This window comes from Croceifilum oryzae (assembly GCF_030814315.1).
Classification (GTDB): domain Bacteria; phylum Bacillota; class Bacilli; order Thermoactinomycetales; family Thermoactinomycetaceae; genus Baia; species Baia oryzae.
In genome coordinates, this window is the sequence record NZ_JAUSUV010000001.1 from 233,816 (window position 1) to 247,285 (window position 13,470).

16 protein-coding genes are annotated in these 13,470 nt (G+C 41.4%); 10 read left to right on the forward strand and 6 right to left on the reverse strand.

The genetic code is table 11. The features are described from left to right. Window positions 1–17: 17 nt before the first annotated feature. The 7 genes from J2Z48_RS01110 to J2Z48_RS01140 all read left to right on the forward strand — a co-directional run bounded on the left by J2Z48_RS01110 (window position 18) and on the right by J2Z48_RS01140 (window position 5,192). The gene (locus tag J2Z48_RS01110) at window positions 18–806 is read left to right on the forward strand and encodes a class I SAM-dependent methyltransferase (protein ID WP_307250159.1); all 789 of its coding nucleotides are present in this window, start codon (window positions 18–20) and stop codon (window positions 804–806) included. Continuing rightward, window positions 803–1,447, forward strand: a complete 645-nt coding sequence (locus J2Z48_RS01115; protein WP_307250161.1) for a PIG-L deacetylase family protein — start codon at window positions 803–805, stop codon at window positions 1,445–1,447. The genes J2Z48_RS01110 and J2Z48_RS01115 overlap by 4 nt, the downstream gene beginning before the upstream one ends. Before the next feature lie 26 nt (window positions 1,448–1,473). Next, the gene (locus J2Z48_RS01120; RefSeq protein WP_307250162.1) at window positions 1,474–2,715 is read left to right on the forward strand and encodes an MFS transporter; all 1,242 of its coding nucleotides are present in this window, start codon (window positions 1,474–1,476) and stop codon (window positions 2,713–2,715) included. Between the two features lie 13 nt (window positions 2,716–2,728). Next, a complete protein-coding gene (locus J2Z48_RS01125; protein WP_307250164.1) occupies window positions 2,729–3,430 on the forward strand; it encodes a 7-carboxy-7-deazaguanine synthase QueE in 702 nt (233 codons plus the stop codon). An 18-nt stretch (window positions 3,431–3,448) separates the two neighbouring features. Further along, the gene (queC, locus tag J2Z48_RS01130; RefSeq protein ID WP_307250166.1) at window positions 3,449–4,135 is read left to right on the forward strand and encodes a 7-cyano-7-deazaguanine synthase QueC; all 687 of its coding nucleotides are present in this window, start codon (window positions 3,449–3,451) and stop codon (window positions 4,133–4,135) included. Window positions 4,136–4,140: 5 nt separating this feature from the next. Further along, complete coding sequence (locus J2Z48_RS01135) at window positions 4,141–4,530, forward strand: 6-pyruvoyl trahydropterin synthase family protein (protein ID WP_307250168.1); 390 nt, start codon at window positions 4,141–4,143, stop codon at window positions 4,528–4,530. A gap of 122 nt (window positions 4,531–4,652) precedes the next feature. Then, window positions 4,653–5,192 (forward strand): hypothetical protein, encoded by a 540-nt coding sequence (locus J2Z48_RS01140; RefSeq protein WP_307250170.1) that lies wholly within the window; start codon window positions 4,653–4,655, stop codon window positions 5,190–5,192. Window positions 5,193–5,260: 68 nt separating this feature from the next. Here J2Z48_RS01140 and trhA read toward each other — a convergent pair whose 3' ends face one another. The 6 genes from trhA to J2Z48_RS01170 form a co-directional block, all read right to left on the reverse strand. Continuing rightward, window positions 5,261–5,908, reverse strand: a complete 648-nt coding sequence (trhA, locus tag J2Z48_RS01145) for a PAQR family membrane homeostasis protein TrhA (RefSeq protein ID WP_307250172.1) — start codon at window positions 5,906–5,908, stop codon at window positions 5,261–5,263. 36 nt (window positions 5,909–5,944) lie between these two features. Then, entirely contained in the window at window positions 5,945–7,147 is a 1,203-nt protein-coding gene (locus J2Z48_RS01150; RefSeq protein WP_307250412.1) for an aminotransferase class I/II-fold pyridoxal phosphate-dependent enzyme, read from the reverse strand. A 55-nt stretch (window positions 7,148–7,202) separates the two neighbouring features. Then, window positions 7,203–7,694, reverse strand: coding sequence for an Lrp/AsnC family transcriptional regulator (locus tag J2Z48_RS01155; RefSeq protein WP_307250174.1), 492 nt, complete (start codon window positions 7,692–7,694; stop codon window positions 7,203–7,205). A gap of 123 nt (window positions 7,695–7,817) precedes the next feature. After that, on the reverse strand, window positions 7,818–8,141 hold the full coding sequence (locus tag J2Z48_RS01160; protein WP_307250176.1) for a hypothetical protein: 324 nt from the start codon (window positions 8,139–8,141) through the stop codon (window positions 7,818–7,820). Then, complete coding sequence (locus J2Z48_RS01165; protein WP_307250178.1) at window positions 8,138–8,659, reverse strand: hypothetical protein; 522 nt, start codon at window positions 8,657–8,659, stop codon at window positions 8,138–8,140. Before J2Z48_RS01165 ends, J2Z48_RS01160 begins: the two co-directional genes overlap by 4 nt. A gap of 43 nt (window positions 8,660–8,702) precedes the next feature. Beyond that, window positions 8,703–9,623, reverse strand: a complete 921-nt coding sequence (locus tag J2Z48_RS01170; protein ID WP_307250180.1) for a proline dehydrogenase family protein — start codon at window positions 9,621–9,623, stop codon at window positions 8,703–8,705. Window positions 9,624–9,878: 255 nt separating this feature from the next. Between J2Z48_RS01170 and pruA the strand changes: the two genes are divergently transcribed. The 3 genes from pruA to J2Z48_RS01185 all read left to right on the forward strand — a co-directional run bounded on the left by pruA (window position 9,879) and on the right by J2Z48_RS01185 (window position 13,447). Continuing rightward, window positions 9,879–11,426, forward strand: a complete 1,548-nt coding sequence (gene pruA, locus J2Z48_RS01175; protein WP_307250182.1) for an L-glutamate gamma-semialdehyde dehydrogenase — start codon at window positions 9,879–9,881, stop codon at window positions 11,424–11,426. Window positions 11,427–11,837: 411 nt separating this feature from the next. After that, window positions 11,838–12,566 carry an amino acid ABC transporter ATP-binding protein gene (locus J2Z48_RS01180; protein WP_307250414.1) on the forward strand — a complete coding sequence of 243 codons (729 nt, stop codon included), beginning with the start codon at window positions 11,838–11,840 and terminating at the stop codon, window positions 12,564–12,566. A 17-nt stretch (window positions 12,567–12,583) separates the two neighbouring features. Next, window positions 12,584–13,447, forward strand: coding sequence for a transporter substrate-binding domain-containing protein (locus tag J2Z48_RS01185; protein WP_307250185.1), 864 nt, complete (start codon window positions 12,584–12,586; stop codon window positions 13,445–13,447). Window positions 13,448–13,470 lie beyond the last annotated feature (23 nt).

The following is a 13,470-nucleotide window of genomic DNA, read 5'->3' on the forward strand; positions in this document are numbered from 1 at the left end:
TGAGGTAGGGGATTACGTTGACAACCAAACAACAATACGATGATATTTCCCAATTATATGATCAGTTTATTCCAGAACCAGCCGGTATGATTGAGTTCTACCTAGATATTCCTAAGAAGAAGAGTAAAATCTTGGACCTTGGATGTGGGTCGGGTAGGTTAGCATTTGCGTTAGCTGAACAAGGACATGAAGTTCACGCTTTTGATATCTCTCCAGGGATGATTGGACGTGCTCAGGAAAAGTTGAATGAACGAACCGATCTCACAGGAAAGTTAACCTTTGGGGTTAGTGATATACGAGAACTACAGATTCAGGATCAGTTTGACTTCATCTTTATTACAGGTGGCGTTTTTGAGTATTTGTTAACAATCAAGGAACAGAGAAAAGTATTGGACAAAGTGAAATCGTTATTGAAACCAAATGGAAAATTCGTGATGGATATCATTTCTCCTCCTCAAATCTGTCCTTATAGTAGCAGACAAGGTGATGGCGGTGGAAAAACGCCTAATGCAACAGAAGGGCTGGTTCATTCTTGGAATGAAGTCAAGTTTGATCATTATCGCCAAGTTGTCTTTACTTCCTCCTTCTTTGAAGCGTATGACCCAACAGGAAAGTTACAAGATAAATATAATTTCCGCTTCCTATCCCGCTATATCATGCCATCTGAAATGTATCATCTGTTAGAAAATTGCGGATACTGTGTGGATGAGTTCTACGGTAACTACAACCGTGCTCCGTTTCGCAATGGCAGTGAATTTATGATCGTTGTCGCATCACACACGGAAAGCAAGGAGACGCAAACATGAGTAAAAAAGCGCGTCACTTAGTAATTGCTCCACACCATGATGATGAGATATTAGGGTGTGGAGGAACGATGGCGAAGGCGATTCAAAATGGAGAGCATGTACAAGTTGTCATTTTAACAAAAGGCGACTTTAGTGGTATGCCCGGCTCTGCTGAAGAATCGAGTGCACTCCGAAAACAAGAATGTATCGAAGCATGTAAGGTTTTAGGGGTACATGATGTGATTTTTTTAGATGAGCCAGATCGTTCTCTTGTCTATAGCAGAAGATTAGTGGAACAATTAGTTTACTTAATTCAACAGTTTCAGCCGACAGTTGTCTATTATCCTCACCGCGAGGAATCGGATCGGGAGCACCAAGTGGTGAATGAATTGATGAAAGAATCTTTATTACTTTGTCAATCAGGCTTCCTAGGTCAGAAGGTGGATACCATCAGGTGTTGTTTGAAGTACGAGGTATGGACACCAATGAAGAGTTTTCAAGTAGTAAATAACATTGAAGACTTTATGGACTTGAAGTTAAAGTCATTAGAATGTTATTCTTCTCAGCTCAAGTTACTGAAGTTAAAAGAAGGTATATATGGTTTGAATTCGTATCGAGGAATGCAAACGAACCTTCCTTTTGCAGAAGTATTTGGGCTCTAGACCGATAGATCGAAAGGGGAGGACAGATGGAGAAGCGTTGGAATCGCGTCTATCTATTCCTGTTAATGAACTCTGTGTTTATGAGTTTATTATTTTATACTTCTATTTCTACGTTTTTCATGCAGTCTAAGGGGCTGAATTTAACACAGATTTTTGCACTAGAGTCAGTACTCGCGATTGTGCTATTTCTTTGCGATATCCCCGCTAGCATCTGGGCAGATCAGATTAATCGAAAATATGTACTGATTATAGGAAATGGACTAGCAGTAGCAGGTGCATTTACGATGGCTATGGCATCAGATTACTGGCATTTTATCCTATCATTTACGCTCGATGGCATTAGCATCGCAATGCTTTCAGGAGTTCAGTCAGCTTATGTCTATGATGAACTAGTAAAGAGTGGTCGTGATCAGGATGCAACCAGAATCTATAGTCGATTCCATATCGCAACAACGTTAGCGGCACTCGTGGCACCTATTATCGGTAGCTATATCGCCTCTACCCAAATGGACTACGCCCTCCCGATCTGGATAAGTGCTTTTGCGCTAACAATTGGTTGGATATTTACTTTCTTTCTACCGAGTCAGTTTCCCGCTAAGCTGGAACAGGCAGAAGAGGGTGAATCGATGACAGCAACAGGTTGGAAAATCTTGAAGAAGAGTGCGATTCATATATGGAAAACACCATCCCTGATCTTCTTTGCATTAAGCGGTCCAGCGGTATGGGTGATCTCCAATAGCATTCACTATTTAAATCAGATATTGTTTAAACGGTTAGATGTGGCGGTTACGTATTTCGGTTTGATTATGGCAATTGCAACACTGATTTCGCTACTAGGTTCCTGGGGTGCTGAGTACTCACAAAGGAAACTAGGAAGTATTCGATCTATTTTATTATGTTCTGTATTGTTAGCCGGTAGTTTCTTTGCGATGGTTTGGATTCACAATGTAGTGTTATTAACAATCGCCATCGGTGTTTTATTAGGAAGTGTGGCTCTGCGTGCACCTATTATGTCAAGTGCGTCCAATGCGTTGGTTCCTTCCGAGATACGGGCTACTACACTATCTCTGTTGACTCTGATAGGCACGTTATTTACCGTTTTACTCAACCCAGCTATTGGCTACATGTCGGACCTAAACATTAATTATGCTCTGCTCTTTTGCGGGGTGACGATTCTCGTTCTCACATTTGCGTACTATCCGAAACTACGAAAAATCGGATTGGGTGAGGAAAGAGAAAGCGAAGAAAGTAAGGTCGAAAGTGCGTAAGGAGGAAAGATAAATGGATCGGGATGAAATTCGCCTCCCTATGGTTGAAATCTTCTCAACTGTAGAAGGAGAAGGGGCTGCTGCAGGATTTCCTACAACGTTTATTCGTTTATTTCATTGTAATTTACGCTGTGTTTGGTGTGATACCCCGTATAGCTATGCACCTGCTAAACCTGTATTTGAAGCGACGATAGCAGAAATTGTTCAAGAGGTCCGGAAATATCCGAACGAATACATCTGCCTGACGGGTGGTGAGCCGCTCATTCATGGTGAGAAATCACGCCAGCTTATTTCTGCATTAGCTGAGATCGACTATATCAAAGATATTCATATCGAAACCAATGGGGCAATCGATTTACAACCTTTTCAAGAGCTAAGAGAAGAGAATTCACTAGTGAAAGCAAAAACACGTTTTGTTCTCGACTTTAAACTCCCTACCAGTGGCGAGCTTGATAAAATGATTCACACCAATTTTTCTTTATTAGAAGAGCAGGACGAAATAAAGTTTGTCATTGGAAATGATGTGGATTTTGAGATTGCCAAAGAAATGGTAGAGAAAAAAGTAGAACGAGGTACACCTTTGTTTAGTCCCGTATTTGAAACCATGCAACCCGCCCTATTGGTTGAGAAGATGCTGGCAAATAAGCTATCTTCGGTTAAGTTGAGTTTGCAAACACATAAATTTATTTGGCATCCGGAAAAAAGAGGGGTCTAATTTAGGAGGAGAATATTTATGAAGAAAGCCGTAGTTGTTCTTAGTGGAGGATTGGATAGTGCTACATGCGTAGGAATTGCCAAAGAAGAGGGATGGGACGTATATCCGATCACCTTTTTATACGGACAACGTCACCAACATGAAGTAGAAAAAGCCCGTCTAATCGCACAACATTACGGAATAGCTGATCATAAAATCGTCGATGTTCAATTCCTCGGTGACATTGGAGGTAGTTCATTAACAAATCATTCCCTTGATGTTCCAACCAGTGGTCTAACAGATGATATTCCCAATACGTACGTGCCTGGGAGAAATTTAATTTTCCTCTCATTAGCTACTGCATATGCAGAAGTAATTGGTGCAGAAGTAATCTTTACAGGGGTAAATGCGTTAGACTACAGTGGGTATCCAGATTGTCGTCCGGAATTTATCCAATCCATGAATGAAACGATTTTATTAGCAACTAAAACGGGTGTAACCGATAAAAAGCTATCCATTCAAACACCGATCATTCACAAGACGAAAGCAGAGATTGTGGAGATGGGGATGAAGCTGGGAGTACCTTATCATTTAACCACTTCTTGCTATCAGGGAATGGAAAAAGCTTGTGGTAAATGTGATAGTTGTTTACTGCGAATCGAAGGATTCAAACAAAATCAAGCCGCTGACCCGATTGAATATCAAATGCCGATTGATTGGAGCTGATTCGCTTGAGCCAAGGGATGTATACCTTAGTGAAACATTTCTGGATATCCTGTGCCCATAGCGTTCCGGGGGCTGGGAAGTGTGAACGGATACACGGTCATAACTACAAAGTGACTTTTTGTATCCAAGGAAATAAATTAGACTCCTCCCATATGTTAATCGATTTTAGAGAAGTGAAACATGCAATCGAAAAACAATTTGATCATCACTACTTGAATGATTTTCCGGAGTTTTCCCCAGAGATGGGTGGAGCGGCTCCTTCAACGGAAAAAGTAGCTGAAGTTTTCTTCGGACGTATACAGCAGTTATGTAATCAGAAGGAGAATCATCCAATCATGAAGTGGATCGAAGTGGAAGAGACCAATGAGGCTTTTGCTAGATACGAAATGGTATGAGATATACCCAACAAGCTAACTTAAAGGATCAGTCTTGTTCTTTTCTCTTATCAACGTGTTATTACTTTTATAAATACAATGTATAATAGAAGAAATAATAACTGAAAAGAGAGGAATTCCTGTTGAACTTTATTGCTTGGATGATTGTCACATGTGAAATCATGTTTTGGGTTGTCATTGGATTAGGGTTAGTCACGCGTTACGTATGGAAGATGAAACGACTCGGTCTATTTTTCCTATCTTTAACGATTATCATTGATCTGGCTTTGCTCATCATGACGGGGATCGATTTATATAAGGGAGCCACCGCGACCGTAGCGCATGGGATTGCCGCAGTATATATCGGGATTTCCATAGCATTTGGGGAAAGGTTGATTCAGTGGACCGATGAGCGTTTTCGGTATTATGTGTTGAAGCAAGGAGAAAAGCCCGTTAAGAGGTTTGGGACGGAGTATGCCAAGCATTATCTAAAAGGCTGGATTAGACATGTTCTCGCATATCTGATAGGTGCTGGATTATTAGCAGGGATGATATATGTGATAGATGATCCGTCTCAGACAGAGGCATTTAGTGGGATTTTGAGAGGTTGGGCTGTAGTGCTAGGGATTGATTTGATCATTACCATTAGCAACTTTATCTGGCCTAGTAAGCCAAAATCTTAATTCTAGTAAAAAATAGAAGTGAGTATTCTGGTCGAATACCTACTTCTATTTTTTATGGGCATATATGTTTATAGAGGGACGATATACATCGAAATCATCAAGAAATGTGCCAGAGAACCGAGCATGATAAAGATGTGAAAGATTTCATGGAATCCGAACTTGTTAGGGATGAAGTCAAATATTTTGGTGGCGTAGATGACAGCTCCAACGGTATAAGCGACTCCGCCAGCAATGAGTAGCATAATCGCTTTGATTGGTAGATGATCGATAAATTGACCAAAGGGTAAGATGGCTAACCATCCGAGTGTGACGTAGAAAATGGTAGAGACCATCCGAGGTACATTCATAAACCATAATTTCATCACCATTCCAACAATGGCCAAACTCCATACGCAGATGAGCATCGTTAAGCGCCAAGAACCTTCAAGTCCAACATATACAACGGGTGTGTAGGTTCCAGCGATAAAGAAGTAGATGGCGATATGATCAAATTTGCGCAGAGCTAGTTTGGTTTTGGGTTTTACATGTAACCAGTGATAGAGGGCGCTAGCTCCAAATAGAACGATGAGACTAACTCCGTAGATGATCATGGTTAGTAGCTTGGTTGGGTTTTGATAGGTTAATACGATGAGAAATACAAGTCCGACAATCCCCGCAAGGAATGAAGCAAAATGAGTCCATGTATTAACAGGTTCTCGCATCCGTAAGAATTTCATAGCACACCCTCCATTTATACATACTGTTAGGTAAATCTATCCAACTTGGTTTGTCGTTAGTACAGGAATCGAAGCTTGCTTGCTCTTTACGAAGCGGGCGATTCGAATCATCGCTTCTCCTAATTGTTCCATCGAACTAGCATACGAGCAACGAATATGACCTGCACCACTCGGACCAAAAGCATCTCCAGGCACCACGGCTACCCGTTCTTCTTTTAGCAGCTCTTCTGCAAAAGTGGTAGCGTCCATCCCTGTGGATTCAATAGACGGAAATACATAGAATGAGCCTTGAGGATCGTGACAAGTAAGACCTAAGTCGTTTAGAGCCTTTACCATGAAACGACGGCGACGATCATATTGAGATACCATCGCCCTACATTCTTCTAGACCATTTTCTAAGGCTTCCAATGCGGCTACTTGGCTAGTGATCGGGGCGCATAAAGCCGCGTATTGATGAATTTTCAGCATCCCGGTAAGCAGAATAGAAGGAGCACATACATAACCAACGCGCCAGCCTGTCATCGCAAATGCTTTTGAGAAGCCACTAATGAGAATGGTGTGGTTTTTCATCTCTGGAAGTGCGCTGATGGAGAAATGTTGTCCCTGATAAGTGAGTTCGGCATAAATTTCATCTGAGATGACTAGTAAATCATGCCGTTTGATGACATCTGCTACCGGTTGTAATTCCTCTTTGGTCATAATAGCCCCAGTTGGATTGTTAGGATAACAGAGTATTACTAGCTTGGTACGTGATGTAATTGCTTTTTCTACATCCTTTGCCTGTAGTTTAAAGCCATATCGCGCATGAGTGGGAACAGCTATAGGAACTCCGCCAGCTAACTCTACACAAGGAGCATAGGAGACATAGCAAGGTTCTGGGATGAGCACTTCATCACCGGGGGTTAAAAGGGCCCGAAATGCTAGATCAATCGCTTCACTTGCTCCAAAGGTAATTAAAATTTCTGACGAAGATTGATAATGAAGCTGGAAACGTTGTTCGAGATATTTGCTAACTGCTTCCCGTAACTCGGGTGTTCCTTGGTTAGAAGTATAGGTTGTCATTCCTTGGTCGAGTGAAGTGACGCAGGCCTCCCGAATGTGCCATGGGGTGACAAAGTCTGGTTCCCCAACGGCGAGACTGATCGCATCAGGTGCATTGCTTAATAGATCGAAGAAACGGCGAATTCCAGACGGCTTTAAATTTCGTACGATAGGTGATAGTTTGTCTTCTAGATTCATAGTTGTGATTAGGGTGCTTCGATGAGGCACCTTTCTCCTTTCTCGTAAGTCTAGTCTAGGGAATGATGGAAATTCTACGGTCTTGATTTGGTTTATCCAAGATAACGCCATCCTCTTTGAACTTCTTTAGCACAAAATGAGTGGTTGTACTAACTACAAATTCAAGAGGGGCTAATTTTTCCGTTACAAATTGTCCTACATCTTCCATGGTGGAAACTTCCAGCGAGACAGACAGGTCATATGCACCAGACATGAGGTACACATCTTTTACTTCCGGATAATGATAAATCCTCTGTGCTAGAGCATCAAAGCCGTACCCATGTTGGGGTGTGACTTTTACATCAATAAGCGCGGAAACCCTTGGTCTGCCGGCTTTTTTCCAATCAATGATGGTACGATGTTTTAAAATGATTTGCTCATCTTCCAGTTGACGAATGATGGCTTGGACTTTTTCCAGAGGCTCGTTAACAAGATGAGCGATTTGCTCTATGGTAAGTCGTGCATTCTCTTCAAATAAAGAGAGTATTTCCAAGTGCAAGTCAGTCATCTGCTACCTCCTAATGGTCAAAATCCTTTGTCCGCTATTATATATGATAATCTCTCTTTTGACCAAACAAAAAAAGCAGCTGTTTTGAAGCTGCTCTGCAACGGTTTTCACAATAGGATTACATTAAATAACCTTGCCGGTTCGCTCTAACTCTGTTTTTAATCCGAGTACCTTCATAACCTCTTTGTACTTTGTTTCATCTATAGCTGAATCTCCAAACTCCATCATCGCAATCGTATTTTCGTTTAGCTCGCAGTTCAAATGATCATTTACTTTTTTTGCCATTTGTAGATAAGTAAGATCTTGCTCCTGACGATAAGCCAGCAATTTTAATCCTGACTGGAAACGATAAGATTCGGTTGCTTCTCGAATTCTGGGAATTTGTTGGAGAATATTTCGTATTTCATGATAGTGATCTGTTAGATCAAGCTCTTTTTCATCCTTCACGAGTCGTTCCCCCTTAACAAGTACTTACTTGGGTTTTCGAGAAAATCGATATAGATTTCAAATGAGAGCTGACGGCAGACTTCATACAGTTCTTCGGATTTTCGATTTAGTTCTAAGTCAAGTGTATCATATACCATCAGGGCACGTGTAAGGAAGAGGATTTGTTGTTTATTAACCCGCTCCCGAAAGAAAAAAATACGCGCGCCCCAATGCAAGGTGCGAGGGTCTGTGGAGTAAATGTGATTATAGCGAATTTCGTACAGTTTCAAATGATAAGATGGACTGGGAATGGACTGGAGTGGATGAAATTTCTTATATCCATTCGTTGTTTTCAACGAGATCCAATAATTCTTCAAATTATAAGGAAGCCATTTCATCTGGTGGAGATGAGCAATTACTTTCATCATGCCCTCAAATGTATGAGCATAATCAGAATCAGCCTCTGCTTGAAAGCGAATCGACTGAAGAAAATCATGAACTTGGCTACGACCATCTTCATATAGAAACTGGATAATCACTTATGGTTCGCTCCCATCTCTCCTTTAAAGTGGTGAACCCGATCTAATTTTTGAAGAAGTTCTTTAAGATGAACAGCGCATTTGCAGGGCGTTCTGCAATTCTGCGAGTGAAGTATGGGTACCAATCTTTTCCATAAGGAGTGTAAACGCGCACTTTATAACCTTCTTTTACTAGGTCGCGTTGTAGCCCATTACGTACCCCGTATAACATCTGGAACTCATACAGATTGTCGTCAATGTGGTTTTCTTTGATCCATTTCTTTAGTATATGAATGATTGTCTCGTCATGTGTGGCAATTGCCGTGTAACAACCGCTCAGAAGATGATTTTGTACTAGACGAACATAGTTGTCATCTACTTCGGACTTCTCTGGAAATGCTACTGCTGCAGGCTCTTTATAAGCCCCTTTTACGATCCGTAGATTTACTTGGTTCTCGCCTAACTTTGCGACATCATCGACAGCTCGATATAGATAAGACTGGATAACCAATCCAATATGCTCTTTGCCATACTTAGCAAGTAAACGATTAAAAATATCGATGGTAACCTCAAGTCGGGGTGTGTCTTCCATATCAATGCGGACAAAGTTATTACACTCTTTCGCTTTAGCGGCAATCCGATCCATGTTTTCAAAGCAGAATTCAGGATCGATATCTAGCCCGAGTTGAGTGAGCTTAACAGATACGTTGGAGTTCACACCGCTTTTTTCAATCGCTTCAAAGATGCGAACCGATTCATCAGTAGCTAGGGTAGCTTCTTCTTTGGTGTAAACGCTTTCTCCGAGGTGATCAAGAGTAACGATTAAGCCTTCTTTATTAATCCCGGAGACAAAACGAACAGCCTCTTCCAGCGATTCACCAGCAACGAAGCGGGAAGCTCCTAGCTTCATCCCATATTTCGATACAAAAGAAGTAACAACTCGATTGCCTGCTAACGTAAGCACTAGGCTACGACTGATAGACATAACAATTTCCTCACTTTCGACAACAATCACAAGTGTCATGATAATTTTTAATGATAGATAAAATGATAAAATTAGTGCTTTACATAATCATTATACAATGATGTTTCAAATGACAAAAGGAAAGAAATGCTTTTAAGCTCCATTTTTTCTTAAGAAAACAACTGGTAAATCTTATCAATGGAAACGATTGCATGCCTTTGTTACCTACGTTACAATGACAAAGGAGTAAATTAGACTTTTGAGGGGGAACTATTCATGTTACAAGAATACCGCAATGAACCTTTCACAGACTTCTCGAAGGAAGAAAATTACAAAGCATTTCAAGCTGCACTTGATAAAGTACAAAGTGAGCTTGGTAAAGAATATGAAATTATTATTGGGGACGAGCGTATTAAAACAGAGCGTACAATGAAATCGCTTAACCCATCTAATCTAGATCAAGTAGTTGGAGTTGCTTATGAAGCAAACGTAGAGCTAGCTGAAAAAGCAATGCAAGTGGCTCTATCCACTTTCGAAACTTGGAAAAAATATAGCCCAGCGGCACGTGCGCGTATTTTATTTAAAACATCAGCTATCATGCGTCGTAGAAAACATGAATTTTCAGCATGGATGGTGCTAGAAGCAGGAAAAAGTTGGGCAGAAGCGGATGCAGATACAGCAGAAGCAATCGATTTCATGGAGTTTTATGGCCGCGAAATGATCCGCATTAGTGAAAGCCAACCGTTAACACGTATTCCGGGTGAGGATAATGAGCTTACTTATATCCCTCTTGGTGTAGGTGTTGTCATCCCACCTTGGAACTTCCCACTTGCGATTACAGTCGGAATGACCACAGCGGCGATCGTATCAGGTAACACCGTTGTCCTAAAACCAGCAAGCCCAACGAACGTGATCGCGGCTAAATTTATGGAGATTCTCGAAGAAGCTGGCTGTCCATCAGGCGTTGTTAGCTACCTACCAGGTCCTGGTGCTGAAGTGGGCGAGTACTTGGTTAAACATCCTAAAACTCGTTTCATCTCCTTCACTGGTTCCCGTGCAGTAGGGCTTCGCATTAACGAACTTGCGGCGAAAACGGTACCAGGTCAAAAATGGATTAAACGTGTAGTTGCAGAGATGGGCGGTAAAGATGCAATCGTCGTAAACAACGATGCGGATCTAGACCTCGCAGTTGATTCCATCGTGAAAGCAGCATTTAGCTTTGCTGGACAAAAATGTTCTGCATGTTCTCGTGCGATTATCCATCAAGATGTATACGATCAAGTTCTTGAAGGCGTTGTAGCGAAAGCGAAGGAACTAAAAGTAGGTAACACAACTGACCTCGGAGTGGATCTAGGTCCAGTAGTAGATGATAAAGCGTACAACAAAATCTTGGAATACATTGAGATCGGGAAGCAAGAAGGTCGTCTGATGGCAGGTGGAGGCAAAGCAGAAGGGAACGGGTACTACATCCAACCAACTGTATTTGCAGATGTGGATCCACAAGCTCGTATCTCTCAAGAAGAAATCTTTGGACCGGTTGTTGCATTCCACAAAGCAAACGATTTCGATCATGCGCTTGAGATTGCAAACAACACAGACTACGGCTTAACAGGTGCAGTGCTTACGAAAAGCCGTGCGAACCTAGAAAAAGCTCGTGAAGAGTTCCATGTAGGGAACCTATACTTTAACCGTAAGTGCACAGGAGCTCTTGTAGGTGTTCATCCATTCGGTGGTTTCAACATGTCCGGTACAGACTCCAAAGCAGGTGGACGTGACTACTTGCTACTCTTTACACAAGCGAAAATGGTTTCGGAAGCTCTATAATAAGATTGATTAGATTTACTCAACCTCTAGTGATTGATGTGCTAGAGGTTTTTTCTATGTGTGCTGCTATTTTGTATGGAGTGGATTTGTTGATTAGCCCAATAGCTGTTTTTTATCAGTATTTAAGCCGTGAAAACTGCCTACTTATCAAGAAAAGCCGAACGATCCACACCATTTCTTTCTGTGATATAGAGCAATTTATTCTGTTATGCAATAGAATCCTTGACATGTTTCAATGTTCATCATATATTTACTATAAAATGTTAGTTGAAAATTTTAAGTTTGATCAATACTAAGATTTATGTGTCACTTTCTACTACATACGATGAGGGTCTGTCCGAACGATCTTAGGTTTTACTCTAGGAATTTTGTAAGTACTCGTTGATTGGAATAGCTTAGGGAGTGGTTAAGATAATCAGTTTTTCGAAAGTAAATAAGTGGTATGGAAATTTCCATGTTCTCCAAGAGATAGACTTAGAAATTAAGCAAGGCGAGGTTGTAGTCATCTTAGGCCCTTCCGGGTCGGGTAAAAGTACCCTTTTGCGATGCATCAACCGTTTGGAAACGATTACAAAAGGTGAGCTTGTCGTAAACGGTGTCAAAGTGAATGATCGTAAGACGAATATCAACCAACTGCGCCAAGAGATTGGAATGGTATTTCAGCACTTTAATTTGTATCCTCACAAGACAGCCCTTGAAAATATTACACTAGCCCCAACGAAGGTTCGCAAGTTGGAGCGCGAGCAGGCTAAGAAATTGGCACTCGAATATTTAGAAAAAGTAGGCATTCCAGAAAAGGCTGATTCGTACCCTAATCAGTTATCAGGTGGACAACAGCAACGTGTCGCGATTGCTAGAGGATTGGCGATGAAACCGCAAATTATGTTGTTTGACGAACCTACTTCTGCTCTAGATCCAGAGATGATTGGCGAAGTGCTAGATGTCATGAGAACTTTGGCTAAGGAAGGAATGACGATGGTCGTTGTAACGCATGAGATGGGCTTTGCAAGAGAAGTGGCAGATCGGATCATTTTTATGGATGAAGGAAAGATCTTAGAAGTGGCGGAACCAGATGTATTTTTCAATAATCCAGTAAATGAACGTACCAAGCTCTTTTTGTCCCGTATTTTAAAACACTAAATTTGGAGGCGAATGGAATGAAATTGAAAAAATGGGCGATTATGGCCCTGTCGATTGTTACCGCTGTCTCGTTAGCTGCTTGTAGTAGCGATAAGGGTGCTTCTACAGATGCAAAGGGTGTTGGATTTAAAGAAAAGATTGAAAAAAGAGGTAAGTTTATAGCGGGTGTAAAATTCGATTCGAACTTATTTGGTTTTAAAGATCCTGCCGACCAGACTGTAAAAGGCTTTGAAGTAGACTTGATGAAAGAATTTACAAAGCGTACGTTTGGCGATGTAAATATGCTTGAACTGAAAGAAGTTACCTCTAAAACACGCGAAAAAATGCTGACATCTGGCGAGATTGATGTGATTGCGGCAACGATGACGATTACGCCGAAACGAAAAGAAACGGCTGACTTCTCTCGTGTCTATTTCCTCGCAGGGCAAGCGTTGCTAGTGAAAAAAGGTAGCCCGATCAAAGATGTAAAAGATCTAAATGGGAAACAAGTAGGTACCGCTAAGGGTGCAGTGAGCGGTAAAAACTTGAAAGCGATCAATAAAGATGCGGTTGTGAAAGAGTACAGCAACTATGCAGAAGCGTTCCAGGCACTACGTGGTGGAATCATCGATGCGGTTACCACGGATGATGGAATCCTAGCTGGTATGGCAAAGCAAGATCCAAATTATGAAGTAGTCGGAAATCGTTTCAGTAAAGAGCCTTACGGCGTTGCGGTTGATAAAAAGAACAAAGACTTATTGGAAGCGATGAATAAGTTTTTGGATGATACGATAAAAGATGGAACATACAATCAGTTGTATAAGAAATGGTTTGGACAGGATGCACCAAAAGACCTGCCACGAGATGCAGTACTTGAACTTCAACCAGGTGTTGATGGCTAATTTCATACCATTTTAGAAACGGG

Coding starts and splice junctions, on each gene's coding strand:
- pruA (WP_307250182.1), top strand. CDS start 9,879: ATGTTACAAGAATACCGCAATGAACCTTTCACAGACTTCTCGAAGGAA.
- J2Z48_RS01125 (WP_307250164.1), top strand. CDS start 2,729: ATGGATCGGGATGAAATTCGCCTCCCTATGGTTGAAATCTTCTCAACT.
- queC (WP_307250166.1), top strand. CDS start 3,449: ATGAAGAAAGCCGTAGTTGTTCTTAGTGGAGGATTGGATAGTGCTACA.
- J2Z48_RS01150 (WP_307250412.1), bottom strand. CDS start 7,147: ATGAATCTAGAAGACAAACTATCACCTATCGTACGAAATTTAAAGCCG.
- J2Z48_RS01155 (WP_307250174.1), bottom strand. CDS start 7,694: ATGACTGACTTGCACTTGGAAATACTCTCTTTATTTGAAGAGAATGCA.
- J2Z48_RS01120 (WP_307250162.1), top strand. CDS start 1,474: ATGGAGAAGCGTTGGAATCGCGTCTATCTATTCCTGTTAATGAACTCT.
- J2Z48_RS01185 (WP_307250185.1), top strand. CDS start 12,584: ATGAAATTGAAAAAATGGGCGATTATGGCCCTGTCGATTGTTACCGCT.
- J2Z48_RS01170 (WP_307250180.1), bottom strand. CDS start 9,623: ATGTCTATCAGTCGTAGCCTAGTGCTTACGTTAGCAGGCAATCGAGTT.
- trhA (WP_307250172.1), bottom strand. CDS start 5,908: ATGAAATTCTTACGGATGCGAGAACCTGTTAATACATGGACTCATTTT.
- J2Z48_RS01115 (WP_307250161.1), top strand. CDS start 803: ATGAGTAAAAAAGCGCGTCACTTAGTAATTGCTCCACACCATGATGAT.